This window comes from Mycobacterium pinniadriaticum, assembly GCF_026242045.1.
In the GTDB taxonomy this organism is placed as follows: Bacteria; Actinomycetota; Actinomycetes; order Mycobacteriales; family Mycobacteriaceae; genus Mycobacterium; species Mycobacterium pinniadriaticum.
On sequence record NZ_JAPJDO010000121.1, the window covers coordinates 1 to 535 of the forward strand.

At 63.9% G+C, this 535-nt stretch carries 1 protein-coding gene; it reads right to left on the minus strand.

The window, feature by feature from the left end; translation table 11 throughout:
• Window positions 1-535 (minus strand): VOC family protein (locus tag ORI27_RS32930; protein ID WP_266001442.1); only part of this gene is annotated, 535 nt, incomplete at both ends.

The window sequence follows — 535 nt, forward strand, 5'->3', positions numbered from 1 at the left end:
AGAAGACGGATTCCATGAGGCCGGCGTGGCCCCATTCGCCCATGCCGCTGCCTCCGCCGACGCTGTAGTGTTCGACGGCGAAGTTGTCGGGGTCGATGGCGCGTGCGCCCCAGCCGAGTTCGAATTGCCAGCCCGAGGGGTTTTCGGTGTAGAACGAGAACGCGCGGTCGTTGTTGTGCCGGCCCAGTTGCACTTTCACCTTGCCCTGGGCCTGGCAGATGTCGAACGCGTTACCCACATCATCGATGCTGGTGTGCTCGAGCATCACGTGATAGGTCTTACGCCTCGGCGCGGGGTTGCCGAAGAACGCCAACGAGTGATGCCGCGGGTTGCAGTACATGAACGACCCGATCTTGCCCACCCCGGGAAAGTTCGGCGCATCCGAGGTGGCAAACCCCAACGTCTGGTGGTAGAAGTCCTCGGCGGCCTGCACATCGGGCACATAGGTGACGAAATGACCCAGCCCCTGCTCACCGGTGACGAACCCCGAGATCGGCCGCCCCGGCCGGTAGGCCGGCGCATAGGTCAGCTGTGG